The sequence below is a fragment of the Nocardia tenerifensis NBRC 101015 genome (assembly GCF_000308715.1).
Taxonomy (GTDB): Bacteria; Actinomycetota; Actinomycetes; order Mycobacteriales; family Mycobacteriaceae; genus Nocardia; species Nocardia tenerifensis.
Map to the genome: position 1 here is coordinate 1 of NZ_BAGH01000037.1, position 6,774 is coordinate 6,774.

The 6,774-nt window shown below is 71.1% G+C and carries 4 protein-coding genes and 1 pseudogene; 1 reads left to right on the plus strand and 4 read right to left on the minus strand.

Annotated features, from left to right (window positions below; genetic code table 11):
* A partial coding sequence (locus ON39_RS03600) for a response regulator transcription factor (RefSeq protein ID WP_040730865.1) occupies positions 1 to 579 on the minus strand: 579 nt, incomplete at its 3' end.
* An 89-nt stretch (positions 580 to 668) separates the two neighbouring features.
* Here ON39_RS03600 and ON39_RS03605 point away from each other — a divergent pair.
* Positions 669 to 2,627, plus strand: coding sequence for a glycoside hydrolase (locus ON39_RS03605; RefSeq protein ID WP_040730866.1), 1,959 nt, complete (start codon positions 669 to 671; stop codon positions 2,625 to 2,627).
* Between the two features lie 5 nt (positions 2,628 to 2,632).
* Here the strand turns inward: ON39_RS03605 and ON39_RS03610 are convergent, their stop codons facing one another.
* From ON39_RS03610 to ON39_RS03620, 3 genes and pseudogenes are all read right to left on the minus strand, one after another.
* Positions 2,633 to 3,760 (minus strand): acyl-CoA dehydrogenase family protein, encoded by a 1,128-nt coding sequence (locus tag ON39_RS03610; RefSeq protein WP_051186265.1) that lies wholly within the window; start codon positions 3,758 to 3,760, stop codon positions 2,633 to 2,635.
* Between the two features lie 123 nt (positions 3,761 to 3,883).
* Complete coding sequence (locus ON39_RS03615) at positions 3,884 to 5,161, minus strand: YhgE/Pip domain-containing protein (RefSeq protein WP_040730870.1); 1,278 nt, start codon at positions 5,159 to 5,161, stop codon at positions 3,884 to 3,886.
* A gap of 128 nt (positions 5,162 to 5,289) precedes the next feature.
* A pseudogene (locus ON39_RS03620) lies at positions 5,290 to 6,755 on the minus strand (Na+/H+ antiporter).
* Positions 6,756 to 6,774: the final 19 nt, after the last annotated feature.

A 6,774-nucleotide genomic window follows, 5' to 3' on the forward strand; every position in this document is an offset into this window, starting at 1 on the left:
GTAGACCTCGAGCGAGTTCGACGTCGAGCCGAGCCCCGCGCCCCACACACGCTCGATGAGCGTCTCGCGCGGCAGGGCCTGATTCTCGTTGCGCAGCAACACTTCCAGCAGCGCGAACTCGGTGCGGCTGAGCTCGACGACGCGCGCGCCGCGGCGGACCTCGTGCGCGGTGGTGTCCATGACCAGGTCGGCGCAGGACAGCACGGCGCCGTCCTCGGGGTAGGTGCGCCGGACCAGCGCGCGCACCCTGGCCAGCAGCTCGTCCAGGTCGAAGGGCTTGACCAAATAGTCGTCCGCGCCCGCGTCGAGGCCGTCGACCCGATCGGCGACCGCGTCGCGGGCGGTGAGCATGAGGATCGGCGTGCGGTCCCCGCGCGCCCGCAGCCGCCGGCACGCCGTCAGCCCGTCCATGAACGGCATCAGCACGTCGAGCAGCACGACCTCCGGCCGCCAGCGCTCGAGCTCCGCGAGCGCGGCGGCGCCGTCATTCGCGGACCGCGCCTCGTAGCCCTCGCCCTCCATCGCGCGCACCAAGGCCTCGCGGACCGCGTCCTCGTCATCCACCACCAACACGCGCATCCACCGGATACTACGTACCGGGTCCGCGCAGGCCAGGGACCCGTCGGCGTCTCATCGAACTCTCATACGCCTGCGGAACCGTGCATGGCATGAGTCGTCGAAGCACCCGCCGCGCAGGAGCCGCCATCCTCACCACCGTGCTGATCGCGGGCGTGTCCGCCACGGCATGCGACGACGCCACCGCGAGCACGCGACCGGAGCTGCGCGGCGATCACGTGCTCGTGCCGATCGCCGGCGGCCGCGCCGACGTGGACACGGCCTCGCTGTCCATCACCGGCGTCACCGGCGACGGCGCGCGCCTCGCGTTCGCCGAGCGCGCGCCCGGCGGACTCGGCGCCCCCGGACCGATTCGGATCACCGGCGACCTGGCAACGTGGACCTACCCCGACCGGGGTCTGACCGTCTCCGCCAGCGCCGACGCGGGCCGCCTGCGCGTGGTCGTGCACAGCGACCGCGACACGCGCCTGGCCTGGCCGATGACCGGTGCCGATCCGGCCGCGGCGGAGCTGGAACTGCCACGTGGAGAAGGGCTTTCGCTGCCCGTCGCGGACCCGTTCTGGAACTCCCCCGACGCCGCACTGGTCGGCGACCCGCTCGACCTCACCGCCGGGCTGACCATGCCCTTCTGGGGCTACCGCATCGCCGATCGCGGCGTCAGCTACCTCGTCCCCACCGACCTCGGCACCACGCTGACGGTCACCTCCGCCGACGGAAAGCTGCGGGCGACGGCCGAACACGAGTTCGCGGCCAGGGCCGGCACCCGTGACTACACGGTCACCTTCGCCCTCACCGACGCCTCCCCCGTCGCACCCGCCAGGGACTACCGCGCCTGGCTGGTCCAGCACGGCGAATTCCGTTCCCTCACCGAGAAGCTCGGCCGGAATCCGGCGATCTCGCGGCTGCTCGGCGCCTTTCACGCCTACCTCTGGGGTGACGGCCGCACGCCCGAGGCCATCCATCGGATGCGCGAACTCGGACTCAGCCGGATGTGGCTCGGCTACGACGCCGGCGACGACCCGATGAGCCGCGCGGCCGTCGACGCGGCGAAGCAGGCGGGTTACCTTGCGGGGCCCTACGATTCGTACGCCAACGCGCAGGACCCGGCCACCGCCGACAACCCGGCCTCGCGCTGGCCCGACGGGGTCTGGCCGACGGGCTGCGTGCACGACGCGGACGGCACGCCGAAGACCGGCTTCGGCGACCGCGGCTGCTACCTCAGTTCCCAAGCGCTGAAACAGGATCCGCGCCTGCTCGCCGACCGCTACGCGAGCATGACCGCGAACGGGGCGAACACCTACTTCCTCGATGTCGACGCCGCGGGCGAGTTCTTCGACGACCACACCCCCGAGCACCCGATGAACCAGCGTCAGGACCGCGACAATCGCCTCGCCCGCCTGCGCGCGCTGGCCGAGGAGCGCGGGCAGGTGCTGGGGTCGGAGTCCGCGGGCGCGTGGGCGAGCACCGTGCTCGCCTACAGCCACGGCTCGCAGACGCCGGTCTCGGATCTGCTGTGGAAGGCGGAGCGGGACAAGGAAACCTGGGGCGGCTGGGCGCCGGAGCGGGCGCCGCGATCCTTCTTCCAGCCCGCCGAGCTGCCCGCCGCCGCGGCCGAGGCGATGTTCGACCCGGCCTACCGGGTCCCGCTGTACGAAACCGTCCTGCACGACTCGGTGATCAACCTGGACCGCTGGGAACTGTCCTACTACAAGCTGCCGCGGCAGCAGACGATGCGCGCGCTGACCGCGATACTGAACAACACCCCGCTGAACCTCGTCCTCGACCAGCACGAGCTGAGCACCCACGGCGCCGAAATCGCCCGCCTGCAACAGTATTTCGCGCCGCTGCACGAGGCGGCGGGCACCACGCCGATGACCGAGTTCCGCAGGCTCACCGCCGATCGCCTGGTGCAGCGCAGCACCTTCGGCGACGGCACGCTGACCGTCACCGCCAACTTCGGCACCGAGACCTACGACGACCTGCCCGGCGGCTGTGTGGACGCGAAGCTCGCCACGGACAGCACGCCGAGGCGACTCTGCCCGGGCAGATGATGAAGCTACTCGTCTTCCGCCACGCCGAGCACCGCCCTGCCGATCTCGCCCGCGATCACCTCGGTCGAGTACGCCATCAGCTGCCCGGCCTCCGCATCGCGCAGATGCCGTTGGATGGGTGACTGTTTGAGGTATCCCGAGGCGCCGCCGACCCGCACGCCGAGCTGCGCGACCTCGACGGCGATCTTGTTCGCGAGGTACTTGGCGCGCGAGAGATTCGGGAAGAAGCTGGGCACGCCGTGGTCGGCCTCCCAGAGGGCGCGCTCGTACAGCGCGTGCGCGGCGGCCAGTTTGGTCTGCACGTCGGCGACCTCGTACTGCACCCACTGCTGGTGCGCGAGCGGCTTGCCGAGGATCACCCGCGACCGCGCGTGCTCGATCAGCGCGTCCAGCGCCGCGTCGGCGATGCCGAGCGAGATCGCGGGCAGGCCCGCCGGGATCACCGCGAAGTCGCCGAAACCCGGTGCGCGGCCGCGATACTCGGCGCGCAGCAGGGTGTGGTCGAACGACAGCAGCTGGCTGCGCGTGGCGCGCAGGCCGAGGGTGTCCCAGATCGGGATGGTCGAGACCGTCTCGTCGGGCATCACCCCGAAGAACGCGGGCGCGCCGTCGACCCGCGCGTTCACCAGCAGGTACTCGGCGATCTCGCAGCCGGAGACGAAGCGCTTCGCCCCGGTGAGCGACCAGCCGCCCGCGACCGGAACGGCGTCCTGCTGCGGATTGAGAAAGCGGTTCCCGCTGGCCGGTTCGGACAGCGCGTTGGCGAATCGCTTGCCCGCCAAGAACTCCTCGGCGAAGAACCCGCCGAGGGTGTCGGCGGTGAACTCCGCCAGCGCGACGCCCGCGCCCGCGTGCATGGTCCAGATGGTCGCGGTCGACGGGTCCGCCTTGGCGAGCACGCGCACCAGGTGCCCGAATGCCGCGTAGCTCAACCCGATTCCGCCGACGCGTTCGGGGAGCACGGCGCGATCCACGTCCGCGTCGTGCAGCGCCGTCAGGTGCCCGACCGCGATCTCGGCGCGCTCGTCGTACTCGGCCGCGGCGGCCCGGAACCCCTCCGCCAACTCGGCGACCCGATCGAGCACCTTGCGCTCGGCCTCCCGGACCGGAAAAGAAAACTCGGCAGTAGTCACGAAACGCTCTCTGGTCGAAGGAGTTCGGCGCACGCCGCGGTCGCCCGGCGACTCGCCGCCCCAGGGTACGCAGAACCCGCCCGCGGCGCGGCGAGAACGGACAAGGCCGGCGTATCCGGATCGCTAGACGGTCTCGCGCCGCCCGGTTCCGCTGCGGCGCAGGCCCTTGCGGTCGTAGAAGCGGGTGATCACCACGCCGAGCACGAGTCCGATGGCCAGGCCGAGCGCCGCCATCCAGACACCCCGGCTCAGCCCGGCCGGGCCGCTGGAGTCGAAGTAGAGAATCGAGCGCACGCCGAGGAACACCTGGTGCATCGGCTCGAAATTGGCGAGCCAGCCGAGGTACTTCGGCGTCGCCTCGATCGGCACGGTGCCGCCGGAGGACGGCAGGCCCAGGATGATGAACAGGATCAGGTTGATCAGCAATCCCGCCGAGCCCACGGCCGCGAGCACGGACAGACCCGTGACGCCGACGGCGATGATGGCCAGCGCGCTGAAGAGGAACAGCCCGAGCGGATGATCGATCGGCATGCCGAGCGCGTCGGCGACGGCGAGGAACACGCCCGCGACGACATTCGCGGTCACCACCATCACGCCCCACTTGATCAGCAGGGTATGGAAACGCGAGATGGGCGTCGGCGGGAAGTGCACGAACCACGGCCCGTACTCGGTGGGCACGAAGCCGAGTTGCGCGTCGATCATGGTGTGGATGGTCATCGAGCCGACCAGGCCGGCCAGCAGGAGCAGCAGCGCGTAGAAGAACGCGGTGAGGCCTCGGCCGGTGCCACTCGGCAGCGGGTGGAACGGCTCGACGACGATGTGCAGCGGCTCGGCCAGCGCGACTCTGGCCGCGCCGGTCAGCTCGGGCGCGGGCGGGCCGCCCGGCGGGGGCGTCAGCTGCGCCCGGACCTGCTCGGTGAGCTGCGCGCCGACCTGCTTGTTCACCTCGGCCAGCGCCCGGTTTCCGATCTGGGTGACGATCTCGGTGACGAAGGCCCCGCTGCGCGGGTTGGTCTGCAGTGTGATGATCGGACGCTGGATATCGCCGGGGATCACGCTGCCCGCACCGAGGATGCCCAGCCGTTTGCTGAAGTCGCTCGGGATCACGATCGTGCCGTAGACCCGGTTGTCCTGCATCCGCTGCGACGCCTCGTTGACGGCGACCACCTGCAGATCGATCTTGTCCGCGGGGACCGCCTGCTTCAGCCCGTCGGTCACCTCGTCGCCGAACCTGACCCAGCGCTGCTCCCCCGGCGCGCCGACGCTGTCGCCGACGTCCTGGTTGACCAGGGCGATCGGAAAGTCGTGCAGGTTCTCTTCGGGGTCGACCACATAGTCGAGATACATCGTGCCGAGCAGAGCCATGAACACGGCGAGAATGGCGACCGGCACGAGCCACATGCGCAGCCCGAGGCGGCGCTCCGCACGAACTGCTTGCACGCTGTTCGTAGTCACGGTCTCGGACGGTATCAGCAGACAGGACGCGGATTCGGGAGCTTCGCCCCTGGCACCGACGAGTTTCGCCCCCGCTAAGGCGAGCGCAGGTCGAGGCGGCGCATCACCCGATCGACCAGATCGGGCGGGAAATCGGGTTCCCGGCGCGCGGCCATCGCCTCGGCGCGGCCTGCCCGCAGCACCTCCTGATTGATCCGGTCGAGCGTGCGGTTGAGCCGGACGCTGCGCTCCGCGGCCGCCTTGGCGTCGTCGGCGGCCTCGGGATCGGCTCGGGCGAGCCGTCTCTCGATGCCGACGTGCAGGCGGTCGTACACGCCGTCGGGCAGGTTCTCGGTGCGCGCGACCTCGCACAGCCGGGTGAGCTCGGCCCGCAATATGCGAGTCCACAACTGGCGCTCCCGCTCTCGCTCCGCATCGGTGTCCACGCGAACCCCGGTCGCGCGTACCACGAGAGACAGCGTGGGCCCCTGGATGAGCAGGGTGAACAGCACCAGCGCGAAGGCGGTGAACAAAAGCCCACGCCGCCACGGGAACTCGCTGCCGGACTCGGTGGTCAACGGCACGGCCAAGGCCAGTGCGACGGTCGCCACGCCGCGCTGCCCTGCCCACCACGTCACCATCGTCTCGCGCCAGGTGTACGGCTCGTCGGCCTCCCGGCGCCGCCACCAGCGGCCCAGCAGCGCCCAGGTCGCGAACGACCACACCAGCCGGACCCCGACCACGGCGGCGATCACCGCGCTCGAGACGCCGAGGAAGCGCGGCCACTGCGGCCCGACGTCGTGCAAGACGGTGGCCAGCTCCAGCCCGATCAGGCCGAAAGCGACTCCGCTGACGAGCATTTCGATGATCGTCCAGAACGAGTCGCCGACGAGCCGATAGTCGCAGTCGCCGAAGCCGGCGGCCGCGTCGGTCAGGTACAGCGCGCACACCAGCACCGCGAGCACCGCGGACCCGCCCCAAGCCTCCGCGAGCTGGTAGGCCGCGAACGGCAGCGCGAGCCCGAGCGCCACCTGCCAGGCCGCCTCGTCGAGCCGGCGCATCACCCGGCTGCCGCCCCAGCCGAACACCAGGCCGACCGCGCCGCCGATCACCGCGGACGCCACGAAGTCCATGGCCGCCGACCACGCGGAGAACTGCCCGGTGACCACCGCCTGCACCGCGATCCCGTACAGCACGATCGCGGTGACGTCGTTGAACAACCCCTCCCCTCCAGCACCGCGACCAGCCGTCTCGGCAGCCCGAGCCGACCGGCCAGCGCGCCCACGGCCACCGGGTCCGGCGGCGCGACCAGCGCGCCGAGCACGAACGCGACGGACAGCGGCACCGCCGGATCCCACAGGTGCACGGCCACCGCGACCACGACCGTCGTGACGACGACCAAACCGACGGCCTGCAGCGCGATCGCGCGCCAGTTCCGCGCGAACGTCCGCCACGAGGTGCGCCGCGCCGCCGCGTACAGCAGCGGCGGAAGCAGCAGCGGCAGAATGAGTTCCGGCGCGACCCGCACGTCCGGCACCGCGGGATCAGCGCCAGCACACACCCGAACACCGTCATCAGCA

Bases quoted from the DNA above. Each gene is read 5' to 3' on its own strand.
- ON39_RS03605 (WP_040730866.1), top strand. From the start codon at position 669: ATGAGTCGTCGAAGCACCCGCCGCGCAGGAGCCGCCATCCTCACCACC.
- ON39_RS03615 (WP_040730870.1), bottom strand. From the start codon at position 5,161: ATGTGGCTCGTGCCGGTCGCCATTCTCGCCGTGTTCATGGCTCTGCTC.